The following is a 25,027-nucleotide window of genomic DNA, read 5'->3' on the forward strand; positions in this document are numbered from 1 at the left end:
CCCCTAACAAATTAAAATCTACCCAAAACCCATCCAAAACCCATCCAAAACCCATCCAAAACCCATCCAAAACCCATCCAAAACCCACCCAAAACCCATCCAAAATATCGTCGGTTCGTTACCAGTGCTACAAAAAAATGACATGCAAGCTTTACCGGACCAAGCGATACATTCTGAAGCACCACTCCAACTGTTACTATTTGTTGACGATCGCCCAAAATCTCGCCAACAGGTGCAGCGAATAAAGTTATATCTAGATGAATTACAGGCTGAGTACAAATTTGAACTTCAGGTTGTCGATGTTGGACAGCAACCCTATTTGGCGGAACACTTTAAATTGGTAGCAACACCAGCACTGATTAAAATACATCCCGAACCAAGACAAGTTCTTGCTGGTAGTAACATTATTAACCAGCTCAAAACCTGGTGGTCACGCTGGCAAATTGCTGTCGAGACTTACGTACAATTGCAAGCCGAATTGCAAAACGACTTACAATTCGGCTTCCATGACGACAGAAACAGCAGCATCCACATCCAAGCCAATATCCAAAACCAAACCCAAACCTATATCCAAAATACTTCGATTCAGTCGGTTGCGGCTTCCGCAGAATTACTCCAACTTTCCGACGAGATATTTCTTCTCAAGCAAGAAAAAGAGAAACTTCAAGAGCAACTCCAGTTTAAAGACCGAATAATCGGAATGCTAGCCCATGACCTCCGTAACCCCCTGACAGCTACATCTATTGCCATCGAAACTCTACAATCAAACTACAACGTCCAAAAGGGGGAATTCGAGCGTTTAACGCCAAAATTAGCGGCACACCTCTTCAAACAAGCACGCACCCAAGCTAAAATAATCGATCACATGATTACTGACTTGTTACAGGTTGCACGGGGAACAGCAAGCGAATTTTGTGTCCAACCCCAAAAAATTGAACTAGCACAACTCAGCCAAGAAATTCTTGAAGAATTACGCGATCGCATTGCTGCAAAATCCCTTGCTATTGAACAAGATATCCCTCAAGATTTACCCCTTGTTTATGCCGATCCTGAACGTATTCGCCAAGTTATCATCAACCTACTTGATAATGCCATTAAATACACCCCCGAAGGAGGCATTATCAGCGTTTCTGGACTTCATCGCACCACCCAAAAAGTTCAATTTAGCATTGGTGATAATGGTGCTGGGATTCCCGAAGAAAACCGCGATCGTATCTTTGAAAATCGTTACCGTCTCGAACGGGACGAAAATAAAGATGGATACGGTATCGGACTATGTTTATGCCAGCGTATAATTCGCGCCCATTACGGTCAAATCTGGGTAGAAACATCACCGATGAATGGAGCCTGGTTTCACTTCACTTTGCCAGTTTATCCAAAGTAACTTTTGGACTTTGGCAACCTCAGTCGAACGATTTTGGATTTCAGAATTTTAAGATTTTTTATTGTTGTCTATAAGGCTCGTGACAAAACAATTAAATGTGGTAAAGTTTGGACGTAAATTTTCTAATGAGACAAAATCATGGAAGAGTTAATCCGTCAAATTACCGAACGTACAGGTATTTCTGAAGAACAAGCACAACAAGCTGTTTATATGGTTGTTGACTTTGCCAAAGATAAATTACCTGAACCAATTGCATCCCAACTGGAAGGTTTTTTGGGTGGAAGTGGTGGAGATGCATCGGGAATACTCGGACAGGTACAGCAACTCGGGAATATGGGAGGATTATTTGGCGGTAAGGAATAAGTTAATCGAATTATCTTTCTAATATTTAGATAATGCTCGGATTTTAGTTTTTTAATGTCAAATACTCTTTTTAATCACCAACCCACACCCGGTCATCAAAACTGGGTTTTTGTATGCGTAAATTATAACTTGTTCCTTGTCTCCGGCAAGGAATACAGCGTTGGAGGAACCCCACCTCTTGTCCAGACTGGTCCAGACTGGAGGTGGGGTTCCTCTGGCAATGCGTTCCCAGCCAGAGACTGGGAACGAGATACGACACAAAAATGGTATGAGCCAAAAGCGTAAAAATTCCATCAAAGTCAACAGCCTACCCCATGCCCTATGACCTAATTTCTATTTCTTCTGTGCAGGCTTTCTCGGTGTTACTGTTGGTGTTGCTGTTGGTGTTGCTGTTGGTGTTGCTGTTGGTGTTGCTGTTGGTGTTGGTTTTGGTGTCGGTGTTTCCGTTGCTTCTGGTGTTGGTGTTTCTGTTGCTTCTGGTGTTGGTGTTTCCGTTACTTCTGGTGTTGGGGTTGGGTTAACTTTTGTTGGTTTTCTTCCGTTTGGTTTAGCTGGTGTCGTTGTTGTCGAAGCGGGATTATCTCCTAAAACAGTTTTCGCTTCTTCATTAAGTTTCTGACGAAGGGCTAAATCAGCAATTCCCGTCTCTTCAAGTTGATTTTTCTTTTGAAACTCCTTAATCACGGCTTCGGTGCGAGTACCATAGAATTGGTCGCGAGGTAAAGGTGGCTTTGGCTTGATCACTACGTTTAAATTCGCTTGTAAAATCCTGACAATATTTGCAGCGAAGTTTTGCGTTTTTAATCCTGCTATGCCGTCGGCAGGTTGTAATTTATACCCTGTTTGAAATTCTGTAATCGCTTTTTTAGTTTCCGCGTCTGTTAAAGGTTGGTTGGAGACTTTTACTTTGTAACCTAGTCCCCGCAAGGCTGAACGGAATTGTTGCGGCGTATAAACTCGCTTTTGTTGTGCATCTACTGTATCAGATATTACTATACTTGCAGTGACAACACAGGCTGTTGCTATGCTTAAACTTGATTTTCCGAATCCACACCACATAGTCAAAACTCCTCTTGATTAAATCCTTGGTTAAATCGGTGTTCAATCGCCATTAATTCACTTAACAAGCGGTTAATAAGCGGTTAATAAACTAATTCCAGACGTTAAAGAATGATTGGGATTTATGCAGTAAACTGCAAATTGCTCTTATCGTTAAGTTGATTAGTTTACCAAGCTTGCCGATACAAACAGTTAAACCACAAATTTATTTAACATCTTTATCTATTGATTATTAATGATTTTTGATTATTTTCGACTATGTTAATTTAATTTAAATAATTACTCATAATCGGTTATTGTCATCTTCCATTAGAAGTATCTTGAAAAAGAAACTAAATTTTTCACAATACATAAAAAATAATAAAAAATGATACAAGAATTTTGTACTACTACCACAGAAATAAAACGAATAAAATGTCTAACAGAAAAACTTCCCGCCTTCTTGATTTATGGTTTGAGAGAATTATTGCGATCGCAGCCACGGTCAATTTAGGGTTCGTGTTATTTGACTTAAGCTACATATATTGGCGAGACTTATACTTCCGTAGTTTTCCCCCAATCGTTCATCTGTACGATGCGGTGAAGGATATTCAACCCCACCGGGAAACAGACAATTATCTATCAACGGTAAAAGCTCTGGAAGAACAGGTAAGTCAAACGGGATTGCAGTCACCCCAAACAGCAGCAAAATTAGAAGAAATTCGCCGTCTCAGTACAGAGATAATTGATACAAACCCCTTCGGAGGTGCAAACAAAACTGGAATCCTAGAAAAAATCAAAAATCGAATGCGCGATCGCGTTTCCGAAGAGTCTGCGAAACAAGCCTTCGCCAAGTTTTGGAGCCAACCATATCTACTACAAAAGGGTTGGAATCAGGAAATAGACTTTTTCAACAGTAGAATTCAACCCTTAATTGCCACTAACTACTTTCGTCAGATTGGTGAAAATGGCGAACCCATCGACCGATTTTGGTTAATCGATCTACCCTTCATCCTATTATTCGGCGTTGAGTTACTCGGACGCAGTTTTTCCATCAAACGTCGTCATCCCGAATTTAGCTGGCTAGAATCAATTCTCTGGCGTTGGTATAATTTGTTTTTAATCATCCCATTTTGGCGATGGATGCGTATTGTCCCTGTCCTTATAAAACTAGATAAAGCAGGGATAATGAATTTACAATCAATCCGCACGCAGATACATAGAGGTGTCGTATCTAACTTTGCCGAAGAACTCACAGAAATAGTAGTAGTCCGTGTGATCAATCAAGTTCAAATTTCCATCAAACGCGGGGAACTTACTCGATGGTTATCGCAAAAAGAGGCATTCCGGCAGTACATAGATATCAACGACGTTAACGAAGTCGAAGCATTAACCACAATTTTTATTCAAACTGTAATTTATCAAGTATTTCCCAAGGTTCAGCCCGAAATTATCGCTATTTTACAGCACAACATTGACATAGCTCTCAAGCAATCACCCGTATACCGCAACCTGCAAATCCTTCCAGGCATAGGTCAAATTCAAACCCAACTCAGCGAACAGATGGCAACCCAAATTGCGACAACCTTATATAATGCCATAATAACTGTTGCCGAAGACCCCACCTCAGGTAAACTATCAAGCCAATTAATGCAGCGCTTTACTGACATTCTGGGTGGGGAAATGCAAAAAAAACACGTGATTAGCGAAATTCAAACCCTACTATTTGACTTTTTAGAAGAAATTAAACTTAATTACGTCCAGCGTCTTTCCCAAGAAGACTTCGAGCAAATCATTGAACAAACCAGAAAAATGAAAGCTCAAACAACAATTCAACCAACTGCTATCGTGCCGAAAGTGAAGGATTAGGGAAGAAAGGGGAAAGAAAATCTAAAATTCCCAATCCAAAATTCAAAATCTAAAATCCCCAATGCTTTTCCACCTCGAAAAAATGCGCTACACTCAGAAAGAGGCGAACTTGCAAGGGTTCGTCACAAGACTTCTTGGAAGATATCCTTATCACAGGGAGTGGGCGATCGCCCGCTTTTTTTTGTTGTAATTTGTCGCATGACTCATCCGTTTATCCCAAAAGTTATTGAAATAGCGACACCAGTGGCAGAAGAACTGGGGTTGGAAATTGTTGGCGCGATTTTTCACACCAACCAACGACCACCTGTTTTGCGGGTAGATATTCGTAACCCTCAAAATGATACAGGTTTGAATGATTGCGAGCGGATGAGCCGCGCTTTAGAAGCCTCACTAGATGCGGCGGAAATTATTCCAGATGCTTATGTTTTGGAAATCTCCAGCCCTGGAATATCTCGGCAAATAACCACGGATCGAGAATTTATTTCTTTTAAGGGCTTTCCGGCGATTGTCTCCACTTATCCTGTCTACGAAGGACAGCAAGAATGGACTGGTCAGCTCATTCGTCGCGATGATACAAAAGTTTATCTCAACCAGAAAGGTCGTATAGTCGAAATTCCGCGATCGCAAGTTACTAAGGTTCAACTGGACGAACGCCGCTAACCCAAGCATATAACGATTAATTTTGTCGTTGGTTACTGGCATTTGTTACTGACAAATCCTGCGATAAACCTCTGGCTTAACACTTCGCGTATCGCAACCGATGGCTGTTTTACACCATCGTATTAGGTGAGTTTTTAGCGAATAACGCAACTAACTGGCTTTCGTTGGCACCTACCCTCAACCTGATTGTGCTTTCACTAAAGAAGGGTAGTTTGTCGATTGCCAATTTGCTTTAGTTAGTGACGAACCCTTTCAGGATGAAACAGTTCTGTAAGCAACTGCAACTCGTTTGGGTTTAGCTGTCTATTGATTACTAAACACCAATTAATAACTATTAATTATCAGGTTGTAACTAATTAACTCACAATACCTAATTAATTTACCCACTACCCAATAACCACCACCCAATAACTCACTAAACCAATAACCAAATAACTATAAGGAGATTTAATTATGTCAATGATTGAATTATCAGGATTAAAAGAGTTAATCGAAAGTATAAGTCGCGATCGTAATTTACCTCGCTCTGCTGTGCAAGCGGCAATTCGAGAAGCCCTACTCAAAGGTTATGAACGTTATCGTCGTGCCCAAAATCTGGAACGCAAGCAATTCGATGAGGAATATTTCGATAATTGTGATGTCCAGCTTGATATCGAGGATGAAGGCTTTCGCGTCGTTGCAACAAAAACAATTGTCGAAACAGTCGAAAACTCCGACCATGAAATTTCCCTGGAACAAGTCAAGGATATGGGCGGAGAGGGCGCAGAATTAGGGCAAGAAGTTGTACTTGATGTCACCCCAAGTAAAAAAGAAGAATTTGGGCGCATGGCTGCAATGCAAACAAAGCAAGTACTAGCGCAAAAACTGCGTGACCAACAAAGGCAAATGGTACAAGAAGAGTTCCAAGATTTGGAAAGCTCTGTTTTGCAAGCAAGAGTATTGCGGTTTGAGCGCCAATCGGTGATTTTGGCGGTTAGCAGTAACTTTGGTCAACCCGAAGTTGAAGCAGAACTACCAAAACGCGAGCAACTGCCTAATGATAATTATCGAGCAAATGCGACATTTAAAGTTTATCTGAAAAAAGTTTCCCAAGGGCAGCAACGAGGACCACAGTTACTCGTCTCCCGTGCAGATGCCGGATTAGTGGTATATTTGTTTGCAAACGAAGTCCCGGAAATTGAAGATGAGGTTGTGCGGATTGTTGCCGTGGCTCGCGAAGCAAATCCCCCTTCCCGTTATGTTGGTCCTCGGACTAAGATAGCGGTTGATACTTTGGATCGCGATGTAGACCCCGTTGGAGCTTGTATTGGGGCAAGGGGATCGCGAATTCAAGTTGTGGTCAACGAGTTACGAGGTGAAAAAATCGACGTAATCCGTTGGTCTCCAGACCCAGCAACCTATATTGCCAATGCTTTGAGTCCTGCGAGGGTGGATGAAGTCAGGCTGATGGACCCAGAGAGTCGCCAAACCCATGTACTGGTTGCCGAAGATCAATTAAGTTTAGCAATCGGTAAAGAAGGGCAAAATGTGCGGCTAGCAGCTAGGCTAACGGGTTGGAAAATAGACATAAAAGATAAAGTTAAATACGATCGCGAAGGTGAAGATACAAAATTTGCAGCAGTCCGCGCTCAACAATCAGTAGAAGCATACGACGCAGAAGAAGAATATGAAGAAGAGGAATACGAGGAAGAAGAATTAGGGGAAGCCGAATTAGAGGCACAGGAATTGAAAGAATTAGAGCCAATGAGTGAGTATGAGGAAGATATGGAAGATTTGGAAGATATGGACGATGAGGATGCAGAAGAAGAGGCTGAGGAAAACTTTGACAGTAGCAAGCGAAAGTAAGTAAAGTCAGACAGGAATAATAACTTTTTTTAACAACACATAACCATACAGGAGAAAACAGCAATAAAACTTATGGAACCAAACTATCGGCGTTGTATTAGTTGCCGTAAAGTAGGGTTAAAGCAAGAGTTTTGGCGAATTGTCCGCGTGTTTCCATCTGGACAGGTACAATTAGATGAGGGCATGGGGCGTTCTGCTTATATTTGTCCGCAAGCGAGTTGTCTAACAGCAGCTCAAAAGAAAAATAGATTAGGGCGATCGCTACATGCAACAGTGCCTGAAGCACTGTATCAGTCATTGTGGCAAAGGTTGACTCTTAGTAACTCGCCTGTAGAGATAAATTATTCTAGAAGGTACATTCACCCAAACAATTCCCACACAAACACCTAGTTCTATTGTCGAACAAAAAATCCCAGCAAGCATGGTGAGTACAACCGAACCAATTGGTTTAGTTAAAATTATCTTTAATTGCTGGGGTTAGTGCCACAATAGTAAAAGAACTAATATTTTTGATGAGGTAGCCGCTTACCTTGCAAGGACGTAGACGGTTAAATGCGCTCCCGCACCCGGATTAAACGTCAACTAATAAATAGATGTCATAAAATATCTATAAATTAGATCGCAGTGTTCGATTCGATCGTTCTTGATTCATCAAGACGAAGCAAATTAATACTCACAATAGAAAGTTTTACTCGATTGTGTCGTGGAAGACTCAGAATCAGCAAAACAAAAAAAAACAAATTGGCAACTTGGTAGCGTCGAGACGCATCTAGGTGTCAACCATCAAAATTGGTGGGGATGCCAGTATTAAACCGAAAACATCTCTCTTTCCTGACTTGGAGGCACCGGCAAAATCTAGAACGGCAACCTACTAAAAACAGTAACCGAAGGATGGAGATGTCCCATTAGTCTGGCAACCATCCGCCAAAACTGTAATCTTATAGGGGAAGAGTGGATGACCAACGGCAAAGTTAGAATCTACGAATTATCAAAGGAATTGAATTTGGATAACAAAGAGCTATTAGCAATTTGCGACCAGCTCGACATCTCGGTCAAAAGTCATAGTAGTACGATCGCCGAATCAGATGCACAACGCATCCGTTCGGAAGCCGAAAAGCTGGCAGCGACAAACGCTCACGCCAGAAAAGACAGTGCAACGAGCCAAAAGCATAATATGCAGCAAAATGGTTCGCGCTCTAGTCCGGCAGCAAGCAACAAACAAGAAATTTTAGAAATACGAAAACCTAAATTGTTAAATAATTCGAGTACCAATGCCGTTGAGGCATCCAGTACTACCAATAACCAATTTGCTCATTCTGAGTCTAACCCTTCTTCACCACGACCCTTCGCTCCAGTCTCAACTATGAAGCCGACGGCACCAATTCGACCAGTCCCACGAAATCCGTCCGAAACCACACAATCTGCACCAGCAGAGGTGGACAATAAGCCTAATTCGAATCAGCCCGCAGAAAAAGTTGCAGCCGAAAAAGGTGAAAAGCCCAATGCTGCACCTCGTGCCAAGGCGGAGAAAGCACCAAAACCACAATTGGTAGCACCCCCAGCACGACCAGGGTCTCCAGAGAATGGCTCAGAACAGCCGACCGTTGAGATTCAGGCAGCGACAACGCCCACCGTGCCAGCAGAAAAACCATTACTCAAGCGTTCCGCGCCCCCTGGGGAAAATCGTAACGACCAGCCTTCTCCAGGCAAACCAAAAATCGGCAAAAGTGTTGAGGGGCAACAACCAGGAACTCCCAGACCAGCACGTTCAGGTGTTGCACCGGGGGGACAAGAAAGGAAAGTCGCAAGACAATCTCCCCCACCAGGTGGTGGCGACGTTCAAAGACCTAGTAGACCTGCACGACCCCCAGAAGGTGGCGTTCCTGCGGCAATAACACCCAGATTAATCGCAGCGCCAACAAGACCGACAGCAGATGCTACTGCCTCAAATGAGGATACGGCTCCATCTCCGGGAGGTTCGCTTCTCGATCTGAAACGTCCCTTGCCACCCCGAATTAATAAAGGTGGAAAGAAATGGCAAGAGGAAGAAATCGACGAAGGTAAAGAAGCTAAAGCAGCTAAACTCACCAAAAACAAGCGAGTTAAGCCAGTTATCGAAGAGGACTTCGAGGATGATGATTTATCCGATGATGATGATTCCGACGGTCCAGATGCAATCCAAGTTAGCAATGCGATCGTCCGTCCTCCCAAACCAAAAGCTTCCAGACCATCTCAACCAGCTGCGGTAACAATTGCTAGCCCTCAAAAAGGTGGCAGAAAACCAGCCCAGCATCGCGATCGCGACCACAATCGCAACCGTCGAGAAGCCGAAGTCAAACGCGATCGCCCCGAAAAGCTCATTGTTACAGGGGCAATGACCGTACAAGAACTGGCTGATGTTTTAGCCGTTGCTGATACAGAGATTGTGAAAATTCTCTTCATGAAGGCGATCCCGGTTAGTATCACCCAAAATCTTGATGTTGCTACCATTACCTTGGTTGCTACCGAACTGGAAATTCCAGTCGAAACCCAAGAACCCGAAGCCGAAGCTCGGAAAGTTACCGAAATGATTGAATTCGGCGATTTGGAAAAACTCCAACGTCGTCCACCAGTCGTGACAATTATGGGGCACGTAGACCACGGGAAAACAACCCTGCTCGACTCGATTCGCAAAACTAAGGTGGCATCAGGGGAAGCTGGTGGTATTACCCAGCACATTGGTGCTTATCACGTCGATGTCGAACACAACGGCGAGAAACAGCAAGTAGTGTTCCTCGATACTCCTGGTCACGAAGCATTCACAGCAATGCGGGCACGGGGTGCTAGGGTCACGGACATTGCGATTTTGGTTGTAGCTGCCGATGACGGTGTGCGTCCACAAACTGTAGAAGCAATTAGCCACGCTCAAGCTGCGGAAGTACCAATAATCGTCGCGATTAACAAAATTGATAAAGAAGGTGCCCAACCAGACCGGGTTAAGCAAGAATTGACCCAGTATGGAATGACTGCCGAAGAATGGGGTGGTGATACCATTATGGTTCCCGTCAGCGCTATCAGAGGTGAAAATCTCGACACCTTGCTGGAAATGATTCTCTTGGTTGCGGAAGTTGGAGAACTTTCGGCGAACCCAAATCGAACAGCAAAAGGTACAGTAATCGAAGCCCATTTGGACAAGGCAAAGGGTGCGGTTGCGACCTTATTGATTCAAAACGGAACATTGCGCGTTGGTGATATTCTCGTTGCTGGTTGCGTATTTGGTAAAGTTCGGGCAATGGTTGACGATCGCGGACAGCGCGTTGACGTAGCATCACCATCCTTCGCAGTTGAAGTACTTGGTTTAAGCGAAGTACCTGCTGCGGGTGATGAGTTCGAGGTGTTCTTAGTCGAAAAAGAAGCCCGTGCCACTGCTGCTACCCGTGCTGAGAAACTCCGTCAATCCCGCTTAATGCAGGGACGTGTCACCCTCGCAGGTATTTCTGCCAAGGCACAAGAAGGCGAGTTGAAGGAACTCAACTTGATTTTGAAGGGCGACGTACAGGGTTCGGTGGAAGCGATCGTTGGTTCCTTGAGACAACTTCCGCAAAACGAAGTCCAAATTCGCTTGTTGTTGTCATCTGCTGGTGAGATTACCCAAACAGATATTGACCTAGCAGCAGCGAGTAATGCCGTAATTATTGGGTTCAACACTACTTATGCGAGTGGTGCAAGAAATGCGGCTGACGAAGCAGGTGTTGATGTCCGCGAGTACAACATTATTTATAAGTTGCTCGAAGATATCCAAGATGCTTTGGAAGGTTTACTAGAACCGGAATTAGTCGAAGAACCTTTGGGACAAGCCGAAGTTCGTGCTGTCTTCCCTGTTGGACGTGGAGCCGTTGCTGGTTGCTACGTACAAAATGGCAAGCTGCTTCGTAACTGCAAAATCAGAGTCTTGCGTAATAGCAAGGTGACTTACGAAGGTGTACTTGATTCCCTCAAACGGATGAAAGAAGACGCACGGGAAGTTAACTCTGGTTACGAGTGCGGTATTGGTCTCGATAAGTTTAATGACTGGGTTGAAGGTGACATTATTGAAGCCTTCCAGATGGTTACGAAGCGTCGTACATTGTCGATGACTAAGTAATTCAGTGACCAGCAAAAGGTCAAAATTCCCTAGAAAGCAAGGTCAATCCTTGCTTTCTTTATAGCTAAAAAAATATCTGTACCTTGGCTAGATGATAATTAATACTTTTAGCTGTTACATTAAACAAATATTGATTTTCGTCACCGATGTAACAGAATTTGCATCGTCATAGCCATTACCCTATATATAAGGAAATAGTGAAAATAACTATTTTGGGGTGCGAGTCTACAAAATTCTGCCCTTGTTGACTCTCGGAGAAACTACTCGGAGTTATGGAATTATGGGTAATATTAATATTGAGAGCCAATTTTCTGGTGACACAGAAATTTGGAATAGCTTAAAAAATGCGATCGCAGCTAGTTCTGGTTTCCAACGTTGGTTACTCGAACGCGGTTTGCAATATCAAACTCAGTCTCTCGAACACCAGGTACAACGCTATTTGCGGGAAACCTTGGAAAATTTAGCTTATTGAATGAAGCGTTAATAGTTAGTAGTTCGTTGAGATTCTAAGTATCCAACCAATAACCAATAACTAGAAACCTAATATATTTTGTAAACTACCTTGCAAACGACGTAGTTGATTGTACGCTTTTTCCAAGCGATCGCCATCCACTTCAACTTCCGTACTAGGGTAGTTTTTAATTACTTCAATTAATTTAATATCGTTGTCTTGACTCGCTGACAGTACTAAAGCTGAACGCATCGCTTGTCTGTCGGCTTTTCGCGAAGGAGTGTGAATCACTTCGCTAATTTGATCTAATACTACATTTCCGACTGGACTATTTAAAACCCGACCTAGGATTATTGAATTAACTTTTACAGGTTCGGTTAAGTAGCGACGAACTTTATTTGGGTCTTGTTGGGCTAACTTTAAGCCTACACGCAAAGGAATCGAAAGTTTATCATTATCCGTAAAATCGGTAAGTTCTTTGACTGAAAGCGATTCGCGGAAGACACGATATTTTAGTACAACCTTTTCCGCAGCAAAAGCGGGAGTGGCACTAAGGAATACACATGTAGCCATTGTGAATATTAAACAACGACGAATTGAAGAGATATTTGAGTGCATTTCTAAATATTTATACTAGTATTCTTTTTAACTTAGACGAAGTTGAAAAATATAAGTTGCAAAAATTAAGTTACAAAAATTTACTAGATTTCTATTACTGGAATTGGCACTTTAGAGTAATCCAAGAAATAAATGATCCAACTGTTGATCCTGAGTCGCTATGTAATAGACAGAGATGCTTCATTGCGCTTCGCTCCATTCAGCATGACAATTGGGCACTTTTTTACTTGGAACACTCTTACAATTAAATTGCGATCGCTTTCAATGCATTATGATATTACAAACCAATAATCAAATAACTTTGCAAGAGTTTCTGAGCCTTCCCCCAGGTGAGGGAGATACAACTTACGAACTCGTCGATGGTCAAATCATTCCGAAAATGTCTCCAAAATTTCACCACTCTAAACTTACCCGGACATTTATTAAAATTCTTGAGGAATTGACTCAAGAACGGGGGGAAGTCTGCCCAGAATGGTCTATTAAACTAACCCGTCGTCAACGAGATTGGGTTCCAACACCTGACCTTTTATATATTTCTAATCAACATCTACCAAGCAATTGGGATGAAAATGAAGCTTGTCCTGTTCCCCCTGACTTGGTGATTGAGATTATTTCACCGGGACAAACTTTTGGGCAAATGACGGCAAAAGCGGAAGACTATTTAAATGCGGGAATATTACGGGTATGGGTAGTAGATAGTCAAGCTAGAAGCATTACAGTATTTTATCCCGATGCCGCTCCACAGACTTATGTGGGAGAGGAATTGCTTGTCGATTCTCTGTTTCCAGAATTGAACTTTACCGCAGAAAAAATATTTCAAATGGCGAAAATACTTATAAATGGTTAGCAGACTGTCGCATATTTAATCAGTATCATCAATGACAATTTGGGATGAGAACTCCGGTTATCGCAAATATCAAGCCCAAGCCATAACCCATTAAAAAGATATCGACCGAATTTAATTATTTTTTGTCTGAAACCCTTGTAGAGACGTAGCACTGCTACGTCTCTACATTCATTTTCACTCCTATGTCTAAAGTACATGAAATATAATTTTTGGAAGATGTAATGAAATTGTGCTGATTAAGTACAAGTCTTCAGGTATAGTTTTGCATGGGTTTGACAGCGACACAATCGCAAAAAATACCTAATCAAACTAACTTTATTCAGCACATCATAGATACGAACAAAGATGAAAATTCAGGGTTTAAACAATCACCACTCCAAAAATAATAGTTTTCTTTTCCCATCATTTCTAGTTCTGCCAGCAGGATTCGCAGCTTTGATGGTTGTGACTGGTGGCTCAATATTAATACCAACCCAAGTTAACGCTGGTAACGTAACAAACAACCAGACAGTTCCAATTCGCACCGCACAAGCTCCATCTGCCAAAAGTGTACTTTACGTAAACTCAGCTACAGGTAGCGATACAGCAGGAGCGGGTACAGCCGAAGCGACACCGTTTAAAAGTATTACTTTTGCCCTCAAGCAAGCTCAAGCTGGTACTGTAATTCAACTTGCTCCAGGAACATATAATGCAGAAAGCGGTGAAACTTTCCCCATCGACTTGAAAGCAGGTATTACCATACGTGGTGACGAGACAACAAAGGGACAAGGAATTATCATTACTGGTGGTGGATTTTATACTAGTAAAACATTCGCACGTCAGAATATTTCCATCTTGGCTGGTAATGATGTAATCATTGCAGGTGTAACAGTTACCAATCCCAACTCGCGGGGAACCGGAGTCTGGATCGAATCAACTAATCCGACTATTCAAAATACAACATTTGCAAGTAGTGTGCGTGAAGGCATTTTTGTCACGGGTACGGGTAATCCTAAAATAGAAAGTAGTATTTTTACTCTGAACCAAGGTAATGGTATTTCCATTGCCAAGCAAGCCAAAGGTGAAATACGGGGGAGTTTATTTCAAAATACAGGTTTTGGTTTAGCAATTAGCGAAAACGCATCACCTTTAATTACCGAAAATCAAGTTCTCCAAAATAACGGTGGTATTGTCGTCAATGGTTCGGCAAAACCAGTACTACGAGGAAACGTAATTCAAGACAACCGGGATAACGGGATTATTACACTTCAAAATGCCGAACCCGATTTGGGAACCCAAGAAAGTCCTGGTAAAAACCTAATTCGCAATAACGGGAAAAAAGAACCAAAAAAATTCTTCGATATTTATAACTTTACCAAAGATAAAACAATTATCGCTGTCGGCAACGATGTAGACCCGACCCGTATTTTAGGTAAAGTGGAATTAGTCATTGCCAAAGTTGAACCACCTCCAGGAGGAGCAGTTACATTTAATGATGTCTCCGCAAATTACTGGGCAAAAGCATATATTGAGGCATTAGCATCTCGAAATGTGATTGCTGGATTCCCTGATGGTAGCTTCAAACCCGATGCACCTGTAACTCGCGACCAATTTGCGGCTATTATTGCTAAAGCCTTTAACCCAGTTCCCAAAAAAGATGCGATCGCTTTTACCGATGTTAAAAGTGATTATTGGGCATTCCAAGTTATTCAAGTTGCTGCTCGTGGTGGTTTTATTTCTGGCTATCCAGATAAAACTTTCAAACCAAAGCAGGAAATTCCCCGTGTTCAAGTACTGGTAGCGCTAGCAAATGGTTTGGGGTTGACTACACCTAATTCTAGTGTTCTATCGTTCTACAGCGACGTTGCAAGCATCCCCCAATATGCTACAGCTGCCGTTGCTGGTGCCACTGCTAAAGGATTGGTGGTTAACTACCCCAATGTTAAGCAACTTAACCCAAATCGCCAAGCAACAAGGGCAGAAGTTGCAGCATTTATCTACCAGTCTTTGGTTAGTTCTGGTACAGTTCCAGCAATTCAATCTCCGTATGTAGTTAAAACTCCGTAGTACTGGAAATTATATCAAATAATGCTACCCCGCCTGCGGGGAGGGGGAGTAAAATCTTGTTCCCTCCTCGCTCACGGTCTACGCGACTCTACGTACCCCATGACAAATCGCCGTTTTTGCTGAATTTATAAACAACCTCTAAGAGTATGTTTGAAAAGTCGGACAAGGTATAAATTGTCATTCTGAGTGGAGTCTTACGGAACGTACGCGCTACGCGTTGCCGCAGGCTAGAATCTTGCGTTTCATGCGTATATTGAGATGCTGAGTCCCAAGGGGACACGCTACGCGAACGTGCCTCAGCATGACATTTCGGGGTACTTTTCAAACATCCTCTAAGGAAACACCAAGAAATAAATTCTCCAAAATTGTAGGGGAACCCACGGTTTTTTGCCCTGATTTGTATTGCATCCAAACGAAAAACACTATAAGTTGGGATATTTTATTTTCTAAAAGTATACTGCTAACGACTTAAAACTTAACTAATATAGAACTCCTCTCCATAGACGCGGAGCGGTTTTGACCACTAAAAAGTCCAGTTTTTAAGCGTTTTTAGTATACCTAATTAAATCAGCATAATTACTCAAAAACCTGACTATTTTAGAAAGGTGAATAATTTTAGTTAGCCATCGACCGATCTTAATTTTGCTTTATCCAAAACCCATATATCGACTCTCTACAAAGGTTCTACAATCTTTAGAGGGTGTTTATAAAATAATTCTTAAGCTCCAAAAGCCTTGATATGTCATGCTGTTGGCGAAGCCTTCCCGTAGGGTACGGAGCGCTAGCGCGGTGTTCGCGCTACTCTACGAGAAGACGAAGCGTCTACCGCGTTCCCGCAGGGTAGCATCTCTAGACTATGCCGCAAAACCTAGATTCTAGCCTTCAGCGCCTACGCCTTCTCGTAGAGTAGCGCGTACGTTCCACCCTGCGGGTAGACGCGCAAGCGGCTTCTGTAAGTAGCAAGCTACAGAATGACATAATTTTATTTATAAACACCCTCTTAGAGAAGGTTATTGGAGTCAATTATGCGTTTACTACATACAATGCTACGGGTAGGAAATCTTGAAGAGTCTTTGAAGTTTTACTGCGAAATCCTGGGGATGAAATTATTACGACGAAAAGATTATCCAGGTGGAGAATTTACACTCGCATTTGTTGGTTATGGTGACGAGTCTGACAATACAGTGTTAGAACTTACATATAATTGGGGTAAAGAAAAATACGAATTAGGCGATGCTTACGGGCATATTGCGATTGGGGTTGATGATATTTACGGAACCTGCGAGAAAATCAAAACCCAGGGTGGTAAAGTCTCACGGGAACCGGGACCGATGAAACATGGTTCAACGGTGATTGCGTTTGTTGAAGACCCCGATCGATATAAAATAGAGCTAATTCAGTTGGGTACTCAGGGTTCATCCACCAAAAATACAACTAGCGAAGAGTTAGTTAATACGTAATATTACTCAGAGATATAGGTGTGATGGAGTTGAGTTTTAAGCAGTGCTTGCGATCGCAACAGTTATTTCCTCTGGAAGTATCGCGAATACTATTTGCTGGGAGTTTAATTAGCAGTGGGATGTTGAGTCAATTGTGTTTACCGTCAGTTGCACAAACATCTCCGCAACAGTCAGAAATACCGACTTCGAGAATATCAAGCTCTGGAATATCTGACTTGGAAATATCAATCCCTGACGCAACGTCTCAAGTCTCAACTCCAGCTATAACTGGTGAAATGATTCCTCAAATATATCCACCGGAAAGTGATATAAATTCGACATTAGTAGAATTTTCTGGTGGAATTTCTCCCCGGTTTCCAAAGGTATTAAAACCAAAACCCTCCCTTCCCTATATATTTTACTTTCCCGAAAAAATGGGGAGGGAAAAAAATGGGGATAAATATTTGATTGCGGCTGATGCGGTTGATAATCTGAATACTGATGTTGATGCTAATAGCGATCGCAATTCTGATCCAAGTTCTAATCCAAGTTCCGATCCAAGTTCTGATGGGTTAATTGTACTACCTTCAGTGACAGAGCTTTCTGATGTGCAGCCGAGTGATTGGGCATATCAAGCTTTGAAATCGTTGGTGGAGCGTTATGGGATTCTCTCAGCATCCCCCAAGTTTCGCGGCAACCAAGCAATGACGCGGTATGAGTTTGCTGCGGCTTTGGCTGCTACTCTGGATAAGGTTGAAGGTTTGCTGGGAAATGCGATCGGTGATGAATATGTACGTCAAGATGCGATTACAGTTCGTCGGTTGCAGAATGAATATGCATCAGTATTGAAGGAAGTAAGGGAAAGAATTGACACAACTGAATATAAAGCTGCGGAAGTCGAAGCAAATCAATTTTCGGTGACAACTAAGCTACAAGGACAACAAATTGTTGGATTTACTGGAGGTAGCAGCGCGAGTAATACAGTTGTATCTCGAACACGTCTCAATCTTTTAACTAGTTTTGATAAAAAAGATTTACTGCTTACGCAGTTAGAATCTGGTAATAATGGTGGCGATGCTATTAGTCAGGAACAACGAGAAAATGTTAATTTATTAGGCTCAAATGGTGTTTTTGCGAATGCTGGGGGGCTTGATTATACCGATGTTGAATCAAATTTAAAATTACGACGTTTATATTACCAATTTCGCCCTACAGATAGTTTCGCGATCGCAGTTGGTGCGAAAATGTCACCACGGGATTTTATCGATAAAAATTCCTATGGAAACAATGAATCTCTAGATTTTAGTTCGGGTGCTTTTTTGAATAATCCCCTCATTGTTCAAAATCAAATCGATCGCACGGGGGGAGCAGGGGCAGCAATCAACTGGAATCCGCAAAATAGTAAGTTAATTTTACGTGGACTCTACATTGCAGCTAATGCGAATCAACCCGGTACAAACCCCAATCGAGGGTTATTTGGTGATAGTCATCAAGCTAGTTTGGAAGCTGAATATAATCCCAGTAATAAACTAAAATTACGTTTACAATACACTAATGCGGTAGTTAATAATACTGATATTAATGCTTTGGGGATTAATGCAGAATATTCGCTAAATCGGAATGCGGGAGTATTTGGAAGATTGGGAATTGGTAATTATGCAGGATTTAATACCTCCCTCAACCGCGATTTTAGCACTTATCCTGTAAGTTGGTCAGTTGGTGTGGGTTTACGCAATGTTGTTGTACCTGGGACATTAGCAGGAATTGCGATCGCACAACCTTTTATTACTGGTGATGTGGGGAATGCAACGCAAACCAATTTTGAAGCATTTTATAATTTTCAACTCAGCGATAATATCAGTGTTACACCAATATTCTCGGTGGTTACTAATCCTGATAATGACAAGAATAACGGGATAATTTGGCAAAGTGCTTTGAGAACGGTATTTTCTTTTTAGGGAAGTTCTAAGATGATGTTTCTAGTTTAAATGCAACCAATTGAATTTTTTGGCAGAATGTAAATAAGACCAAAATAGCATTTTTTATATATGACTAAAAATCTTGCGATCGCGGAAGAAATGAAGACGTTTCGACAGGTTCAAGAAAAATTAGGTTTAACTCTAGCTGAAAATAGCCAATTTTTCACTGAATGGATGGTTGATTTCCCGACCTTAAATGAATTAGAAATAGCTAGATTAGAGCAAGTAAGAAGTAATTATCTCTATCAAATATCCGACGGGATATTATTAGAAGAAACTGTGAAGATGGTGGTACTATCTCCTTTGTTAGAATTAGCAGGATTTTATCAGTTTCCTTACAGGTTTAAAACAGAAGTGTCCGTAGAATTTCTGGCATCAGGAGATAACGATGAAATTTTACGGGGAAGAATTGATGCATTAGTATTGCAAAGTCGGTTATGGATTATTTTAATTGAATCGAAAAAAACCACATTCGATTTAGAAATTGCCATTCCTCAGACTCTAGCTTACATGTCAGCAAATCTAGACTCAGAAAGAGCTTTTTATGGAATGGTGACAAATGGGAGCAGTCATTTATTTGTCAAAACCCTTGGCAATCAGTACGGTATTTCAGACGTATTTTCCACGCGATCGCAATATCGGAGTAATCTCTATGAGGTCTTAAAAATTATCAAATATTTAGGTACTTTAATAACTAACTAGGCAAATTTGGTCTTCGGCAAGTTATTGTCCCATAAAATCGCTCTAATGATGGAAAATCCTTTTGGTGTGGGTTATTAATCATTGGTGTCAACTTAAGCTAAATCACCTTTGCCATCTCGTTTCCAGCCTCTGGCTGGAAATGCCAATTTGGAGGCTCCAGCCTCCTTACATAACTGGAGGCTGGAGCCTCCTAAATATCCGCTCCCACGCAGAGCATGGGAGCGAGACTGAGTGAGGTTTTCACGTTAAGTTGACACCAATGTTTATTAATGCACCACGTATTAGCGAAATAATCAAAAATGCCTTGCGAGAACCGTTGTTAAAGTATCATGCTGTGAAAGACTAATTCCTTCCCATTGGATGAAACATGCTTGTGTGCTGCTACAGTATCATCTGATAATCAACAATGGCATAATTCAACATGGTATAACTGACCTGCCAGAAAATGCTGGGGTAGTTACAATGGTTCTGCCATTCCCATAGCTTAACTTGCGTCTAGATGTTTATTCCTGCTTCAATCAAGTGTACCGGGAATAGTAAAAGGTGCGAGTATAAATACTATAGAGAAATTAAAATTAAAATCCTAAATCTAAAATCCTAAATCGTTCGACTGAACGCTCACGACAAGTCTAAAATCTAAAATCCTACAGATGCAACCTACAGATCCAGATAAATTTACTGATAAAGCTTGGGAAGCGATCGCAAAATCCCAGGATGTGGTTCGTGCTTACCAACAACAACAGTTGGAGGTTGAACATTTAATACTCGCTGCTTTAAATCAAGATAATGGACTCGCTGCCCGTATTCTCAATCGGGCTGGTGCGGATGCAAACGTTGTACAGCAACAACTTGAAGAATTTGCCCGTCGTCAACCCAAAGTCCCCAAAAGCGAACAATTATACCTAGGTAGGGGTTTAGATACTTTACTCGATCGCGCTGACGAAGCTCGCGATCGCAGAGCGGATTCTTTCATTTCGATTGAGCATATTCTCTTAGGTTTTGCTGAGGATGAACGGGTTGGACGACGTTTGCTCAAAGGGATTGATGTGGACACGGCAAAACTTGAGGTAGCCATCAAAACTGTGCGCGGAAGTCAAAAAGTTACCGACCAAAACCCTGAGTCTAAGTATGAAGCTCTGCAAAAATTTGGCACGGATTTAACGGAATCCGCTAAGGCTGGGAAGCTTGACCCCGTAATCGGACGGGATGATGAAATTCGCCGAGTCATTCAAGTGTTATCGCGACGTAGTAAAAATAACCCCGTATTAATCGGTGAACCTGGTGTGGGAAAAACTGCGATCGCGGAAGCTTTAGCTCAACGAATCGTCAATGGTGATGTTCCGGAATCTTTAAAAAATCGGCAATTAATCTCTTTAGATATTGGTAGTCTGATTGCTGGGGCAAAATATCGAGGTGAGTTTGAAGACCGTCTCAAAGCTGTTCTCCGGGAAGTTACGGAATCTAATGGGCAAATAGTTTTATTCATTGATGAGCTACATACGGTTGTTGGTGCGGGTTCTGGGCAACAAGGCTCGATGGATGCGGGAAATTTGCTCAAACCGATGTTGGCACGGGGAGAACTTCGGTGTATTGGTGCTTCTACCCTGAATGAGTACCGTAAATATATTGAAAAAGATGCCGCGCTGGAAAGACGTTTTCAACAGGTATATGTGGATCAACCCAATGTTGAAAATACAATTTCGATTTTGCGTGGTTTGAAGGAACGTTACGAAGTTCACCACAACGTGAAAATTTCCGATTCTGCTTTGGTTGCAGCAGCGACACTTTCGGCAAGATATATTAGCGATCGCTTCTTACCCGACAAAGCGATCGATTTAGTCGATGAAGCTGCTGCACAATTAAAAATGGAAATTACTTCCAAACCTGCGGAATTAGAAACCACTGAACGTCGGTTGATGCAGTTAGAGATGGAAAAACTTTCCCTCGCAGGGGAAGATAAAGCTGTATTACAAACAAAAGAGCGGTTAGGACGAATTGAGCAAGAAATCGGTAAATTAACGGAAAAACAACAGGAATTAAATGGACAATGGCAAGGTGAAAAGCAGCTATTGGAAGCAATTAGCGGTTTGAAGCAAGAAGAAGAAAAATTGCGGGTACAAATCGAACAAGCTGAACGGGCTTATGATTTGAATAAGGCGGCACAGTTGAAGTACGGTAAATTGGAAGGAGTACAGCGCGATCGCGAAGCCAAGGAAACCCAGTTAATCGACTTGCAAAGCGCTGGTTCCACGTTGTTACGGGAACAAGTTACCGAAGCTGACATCGCCGAAATCGTCGCTAAATGGACGGGAATTCCTGTCAACCGTTTACTGGAATCGGAACGGCAAAAATTATTACAACTCGAAAGTCATTTGCATCTACGTGTTATTGGACAATCGGAAGCAGTGGAATCGGTTTCTGCGGCAATTCGTCGTGCCCGTGCGGGAATGAAAGACCCCAACCGACCGATTGGTTCGTTCCTCTTCATGGGACCAACTGGTGTGGGTAAAACCGAGTTAGCGAGAGCCTTAGCGCAGTTTATGTTCGATTCGGAAGATGCATTAGTACGTCTGGACATGTCAGAGTATATGGAAAAACATTCCGTATCTCGCCTCATTGGTGCGCCTCCTGGTTATGTAGGCTACGAAGAAGGTGGTCAACTTGCGGAAGCTGTTCGCCGTCGTCCCTATTCTGTTGTGCTTTTGGATGAAGTGGAGAAAGCTCATCCAGATGTATTTAATATTCTTCTGCAAGTTTTAGACGACGGGAGAATTACTGACTCCCAGGGACGTACAGTAGACTTTCGCAACACAGTCATTGTCATGACAAGTAACATAGGTAGCGAACATATCCTCGACGTTTCCAGTGATGATACCCAGTACGAAAAAATGAAAAACCGAGTATTGGAAGCATTGAGAGGTCATTTTCGTCCCGAATTTCTGAATCGGATCGACGATTTAATTATCTTCCATGCTCTCAATCGTAGTGAAATGGGGCAAATTATTCGGATTCAACTAAAACGAGTCGAAAACTTATTAGCAGATCAAAAAATCAGCTTAGACATATCCTCTTCAGCTTGCGATTACCTTGTAGAAGTCGGATATGACCCAGTATACGGTGCAAGACCGATTAAACGGGCAATCCAGAGAGAAGTAGAGAATGCGATCGCAACCAAAATTCTCGACAACAGCTTTGTATCTGGAGACACCATTGTTATCGACAGCAGCGAAAATGGCTTATCCTTCGACAAGAAAGTAGCATCAAAACCTGCGATCGCGCCAACTTCTGTGGTTCTAGTTGAGTCAGCATCTGAAGTGTAATTTTAACTAATTAGTTTTTAACCAATTAAGAAATACCCTTCCTATAATTTTAGGAGGGTAATTTTCTTGGATATAAATTGAATCTGGAATTTTATCTATTTTTTTATCTCAAAGTGTTATTTAGATTCGCATTATGGGAATCATAGATAATAAATACAAGTAACTAATTATGCAACTCATATCTTCATTAAATCTGGCACAAATTGAATATTTATCTAGGGATAGGTTTATTAGCTATCACCATCAACTACGCTTAATATTATCCCTGGGTAAAAAAGTTCAAAATATCTTAGAAATTGGAATTTATAACTCGATATTTACGGAAATTATAAGACAGGCTGGATATCAAGTTCAGACAGCTGATATAGACTCAAACTTACACCCTGATTTCATCTTAGATTTAACAACCGACTTCTCCTTACCTCAAGATAAATTTGATGCGATCGCGCTATTTCAAGTATTAGAACATTTACCTTACGAAGAAGCCGAAAAAGCTTTAAAGAAACTAGCAGCAGCTACCAAAAAATATTTAGTTATTTCGATTCCTTACAATTGCCAGTTTTTAGGAATACAATTTAAATTTTCTTATGTAAAAAGGTCAAAATATTTACTTTTTCATATACCAAGATTTTGGTCAGAAAAACCTATTTGTAATCAGCACTTTTGGGAAATGGGTTTAAAAGGATATCCGAAAAAGAAAATTATAAATTCTATCGAAAAAGCTGGATTGAAAATTAAGCAAGAATTTCGCGATCAAACCCATCCATATCACCAGTTTTTCGTCTTAGAAAAGCAGGATTGATAAATATCATCATTACCATTGTCATTAATCTTCATGGTTTATAATTATCCCTAACTTGATTCAAAAGTTGGGGAGATTACCAAAACAAATCGTAATTTTTAATTAGTAATTAATGAGTTGAAATTATAACTTCCTTAATTAATACCATTTATCTCAAATCTGGTTGACTGCACATGGTACTAGTAGGGACAAAGCATTGCTGTGTCCCTACCATAAACTTTTTCACCCCGTAGCCCAAGCTAGTTTTATAGACGGAAACCAAGCAAATTATCTCCGGTTTTATTCGTGGCTAAATAAACTGCAAATACCGTCAAGCTTGCTTCGCCATTGCTTTAGCATCCCGTAGGTAGAGGTATTGAAAATTGCGAATTATACTGACCCCAATCCTTCAGAACCTATGTAAATCTAGTATTAATTGAATTGCGACTCAATGGCATCAGAAATTTTACTGAATCTTTACAACAAACTATTTGATTAATAGCTTAATCTTTATTCTCTCTGGAGAATAATATGTATAGCAAAGAAGATTAAATCAAATAACTTTCATGCAATCAAAAATAAATTTAACTATCGCCATTTGTACATTTAACGGTGCTTACAGATTACCTGCTTTAATTGAAAAATTACTTTACTTAACGCAACATCCAATTCAGCTTGCTAATCAAGAAAATCTCAACTGGGAAATTATCATCGTAGATAACAACAGTAGTGATAACACAGCCCAAATTATTGATAGCTACCAACAACAATTCGCCGAAAATCAACTAAACTACATATTTGAATCTCGACAGGGAGTAGCATATGCTCGTCGTCGTGCAATTCAAGAAGCCAAAGGTGAAATAGTTGGCTTTCTTGATGATGATAATTTACCAAAAGATAATTGGATTGCAGCAGCATATCAATTCTTTCAACAACATCCACAAGCTGCTGCCTGCGGTAGCAGCATCCAGGGAATATATGAAATCGCACCTCCAGCCAATTTTGAACGCATTGCCAGCTTAATGGCAATTATTAACCGTGGAGAAAAAGCCTTTATTACAAAGCGCATAATGCCAGCAGGGGCAGGAATCGCAATCTGTAAGCAAGCATGGGTTGATTGCGTTCCCAAAACACCAAAAATACTTGGTAGAACGGCAAACTCAATTGCTTCTAAAGGAGAAGAAATTGAAGCTTTATTGCACATGCAAGCAGGTGGATGGGAAATATGGCACAATCCCCAAATGCAGCTATCACACCATATACCCCGCGATCGCTTCCAACCAGAATATCTAACTCAGTTATGCCGTTCGGTTGGTTTAAGTCGTTTCCAAACTCGAACAATAATCCTTGCTAATTGGCAAAAACCACCTGCTGCGATCGCTTACTTTCTCAACGACTTGCGTAAAATCTTTAAACATATAATCAAATATCGGGATTCTGTCAAAAATGACCTTGTAACTCGCTGCGAACTAGAACTTTTAATAGCTTGCCTAATTAGTCCCTTCTACCACGCAAAATTACATCTCCACAAAAGCTTTAGATAAAACAACAAAAAACTAAAT

19 protein-coding genes are annotated in these 25,027 nt (G+C 41.4%); 17 read left to right on the plus strand and 2 right to left on the minus strand.

Going from position 1 to position 25,027, the window contains the following annotated elements; translation table 11 throughout:
• The first annotated feature begins 142 nt into the window (after positions 1–142).
• The 3 genes from CK510_RS00540 to CK510_RS00550 all read left to right on the plus strand — a co-directional run bounded on the left by CK510_RS00540 (position 143) and on the right by CK510_RS00550 (position 2,032).
• The gene (locus CK510_RS00540) at positions 143–1,384 is read left to right on the plus strand and encodes a histidine kinase (RefSeq protein WP_095719814.1); all 1,242 of its coding nucleotides are present in this window, start codon (positions 143–145) and stop codon (positions 1,382–1,384) included.
• A gap of 138 nt (positions 1,385–1,522) precedes the next feature.
• Positions 1,523–1,747, plus strand: a complete 225-nt coding sequence (locus tag CK510_RS00545; protein ID WP_095719815.1) for an HU family DNA-binding protein — start codon at positions 1,523–1,525, stop codon at positions 1,745–1,747.
• Positions 1,748–1,801: 54 nt separating this feature from the next.
• Positions 1,802–2,032 (plus strand): hypothetical protein, encoded by a 231-nt coding sequence (locus CK510_RS00550; RefSeq protein ID WP_095719816.1) that lies wholly within the window; start codon positions 1,802–1,804, stop codon positions 2,030–2,032.
• Between the two features lie 48 nt (positions 2,033–2,080).
• On the opposite strand, the gene CK510_RS00555 is transcribed toward CK510_RS00550, so the two are convergent.
• Positions 2,081–2,806: a peptidoglycan-binding domain-containing protein gene (locus CK510_RS00555; protein WP_095719817.1), complete on the minus strand. Its 726-nt coding sequence runs from the start codon at positions 2,804–2,806 to the stop codon at positions 2,081–2,083.
• A 414-nt stretch (positions 2,807–3,220) separates the two neighbouring features.
• Here CK510_RS00555 and CK510_RS00560 point away from each other — a divergent pair, with 414 nt between their 5' ends.
• The 6 genes from CK510_RS00560 to CK510_RS00585 all read left to right on the plus strand — a co-directional run bounded on the left by CK510_RS00560 (position 3,221) and on the right by CK510_RS00585 (position 11,754).
• On the plus strand, positions 3,221–4,654 hold the full coding sequence (locus tag CK510_RS00560; RefSeq protein ID WP_095719818.1) for a hypothetical protein: 1,434 nt from the start codon (positions 3,221–3,223) through the stop codon (positions 4,652–4,654).
• Between the two features lie 198 nt (positions 4,655–4,852).
• A complete protein-coding gene (gene rimP, locus CK510_RS00565) occupies positions 4,853–5,314 on the plus strand; it encodes a ribosome maturation factor RimP (RefSeq protein WP_095719819.1) in 462 nt (153 codons plus the stop codon).
• Between the two features lie 453 nt (positions 5,315–5,767).
• A complete protein-coding gene (gene nusA, locus CK510_RS00570) occupies positions 5,768–7,159 on the plus strand; it encodes a transcription termination factor NusA (RefSeq protein ID WP_095719820.1) in 1,392 nt (463 codons plus the stop codon).
• A 72-nt stretch (positions 7,160–7,231) separates the two neighbouring features.
• A complete protein-coding gene (locus CK510_RS00575) occupies positions 7,232–7,549 on the plus strand; it encodes a YlxR family protein (protein WP_095719821.1) in 318 nt (105 codons plus the stop codon).
• A gap of 565 nt (positions 7,550–8,114) precedes the next feature.
• Positions 8,115–11,282: a translation initiation factor IF-2 gene (infB, locus tag CK510_RS00580; protein ID WP_095719822.1), complete on the plus strand. Its 3,168-nt coding sequence runs from the start codon at positions 8,115–8,117 to the stop codon at positions 11,280–11,282.
• Between the two features lie 280 nt (positions 11,283–11,562).
• Positions 11,563–11,754: a hypothetical protein gene (locus CK510_RS00585; RefSeq protein ID WP_095719823.1), complete on the plus strand. Its 192-nt coding sequence runs from the start codon at positions 11,563–11,565 to the stop codon at positions 11,752–11,754.
• 60 nt (positions 11,755–11,814) lie between these two features.
• Here CK510_RS00585 and CK510_RS00590 read toward each other — a convergent pair whose 3' ends face one another.
• Positions 11,815–12,306 (minus strand): alpha/beta hydrolase, encoded by a 492-nt coding sequence (locus CK510_RS00590; protein ID WP_245911792.1) that lies wholly within the window; start codon positions 12,304–12,306, stop codon positions 11,815–11,817.
• A gap of 316 nt (positions 12,307–12,622) precedes the next feature.
• Here CK510_RS00590 and CK510_RS00595 point away from each other — a divergent pair, with 316 nt between their 5' ends.
• The 8 genes from CK510_RS00595 (at position 12,623) to hpsE (ending at position 25,009) form a co-directional block, all read left to right on the plus strand.
• Positions 12,623–13,198: a Uma2 family endonuclease gene (locus CK510_RS00595; RefSeq protein WP_095719825.1), complete on the plus strand. Its 576-nt coding sequence runs from the start codon at positions 12,623–12,625 to the stop codon at positions 13,196–13,198.
• Between the two features lie 345 nt (positions 13,199–13,543).
• Entirely contained in the window at positions 13,544–15,244 is a 1,701-nt protein-coding gene (locus CK510_RS00600; protein ID WP_095719826.1) for a DUF1565 domain-containing protein, read from the plus strand.
• A gap of 1,025 nt (positions 15,245–16,269) precedes the next feature.
• On the plus strand, positions 16,270–16,704 hold the full coding sequence (gene gloA / locus CK510_RS00605) for a lactoylglutathione lyase (RefSeq protein WP_095719827.1): 435 nt from the start codon (positions 16,270–16,272) through the stop codon (positions 16,702–16,704).
• Positions 16,705–16,727: 23 nt separating this feature from the next.
• Entirely contained in the window at positions 16,728–18,641 is a 1,914-nt protein-coding gene (locus tag CK510_RS00610; protein ID WP_245911794.1) for an iron uptake porin, read from the plus strand.
• 90 nt (positions 18,642–18,731) lie between these two features.
• Positions 18,732–19,364: a type I restriction endonuclease gene (locus tag CK510_RS00615; RefSeq protein WP_095719828.1), complete on the plus strand. Its 633-nt coding sequence runs from the start codon at positions 18,732–18,734 to the stop codon at positions 19,362–19,364.
• 650 nt (positions 19,365–20,014) lie between these two features.
• Positions 20,015–22,684: an ATP-dependent chaperone ClpB gene (gene clpB, locus CK510_RS00620; RefSeq protein ID WP_095719829.1), complete on the plus strand. Its 2,670-nt coding sequence runs from the start codon at positions 20,015–20,017 to the stop codon at positions 22,682–22,684.
• A gap of 169 nt (positions 22,685–22,853) precedes the next feature.
• Entirely contained in the window at positions 22,854–23,486 is a 633-nt protein-coding gene (locus tag CK510_RS00625; protein WP_095719830.1) for a class I SAM-dependent methyltransferase, read from the plus strand.
• A gap of 545 nt (positions 23,487–24,031) precedes the next feature.
• Positions 24,032–25,009 (plus strand): hormogonium polysaccharide biosynthesis glycosyltransferase HpsE, encoded by a 978-nt coding sequence (hpsE, locus tag CK510_RS00630; RefSeq protein WP_095719831.1) that lies wholly within the window; start codon positions 24,032–24,034, stop codon positions 25,007–25,009.
• Positions 25,010–25,027: the final 18 nt, after the last annotated feature.

Source organism: Brunnivagina elsteri CCALA 953 (assembly GCF_002289455.1).
GTDB lineage: Bacteria > Cyanobacteriota > Cyanobacteriia > Cyanobacteriales > Nostocaceae > Brunnivagina > Brunnivagina elsteri.